General features: G+C 42.8%; 1 protein-coding gene. It reads left to right on the top strand.

Features of this window, described 5'->3' with window-relative positions; genetic code table 11:
* The coding region (locus HMPREF9166_RS11650) for a restriction endonuclease subunit S (protein WP_009443044.1) at positions 1–639 on the top strand (639 nt) is incomplete at its 5' end.
* Between the last annotated feature and the right edge of the window lie 18 nt (positions 640–657).

Below are 657 nucleotides of genomic sequence, written 5' to 3'. Positions count from 1 at the left end.
GAGCAGGCACGAACGATTTTCTATCGATACTTTATCCATATTTCAGATATTCCAAAGGGCTGGCAAGAGGGCTATTTAACAGATATAGCAGAATATCTGAACGGACTTGCAATGCAAAAATTTCGCCCTCAGAACGAACAGGAAAGTTTGCCTGTTCTTAAGATCAAAGAATTACGTCAAGGGCAATGTGATATAAACAGCGAACGTTGTTCCCTGGACATCAAGCCTCAATATATTATTCACGATGGAGATGTCATATTTTCATGGTCTGGCAGTCTCCTGGTAGATTTTTGGTGCGGGGGAATCTGCGGTCTCAATCAACATTTATTCAAGGTACATTCCAAGCAATATGCACCGTGGCTGTACTATTCATGGACAAAATATTATTTGGCAGAATTTGTCGCTATGGCTGCCGACAAAGCTACAACGATGGGTCATATCAAACGAGATGCATTAGAAAATGCACGAGTTTTGATTCCATGCTCTGACGATTATTTGAAAATAGAAGAGCAGCTTCAGCCTTTATATGATGCTATCATCGCACATCGAGTCGAAATCAGGAAGTTATCGACACTTCGCAATACGCTTCTCCCTCGTCTGATGTCGGGCGAAATCGACGTGTCAAACATCACGCTCTAGGCGGCGATGCATTCCGCA

Source organism: Selenomonas sp. oral taxon 149 str. 67H29BP, assembly GCF_000146365.1.
GTDB lineage: Bacteria > Bacillota > Negativicutes > Selenomonadales > Selenomonadaceae > Centipeda > Centipeda felix.
Note: the sequence above shows the minus strand (reverse complement) of the source record. Positions and strands in the feature narration are given on the sequence as shown.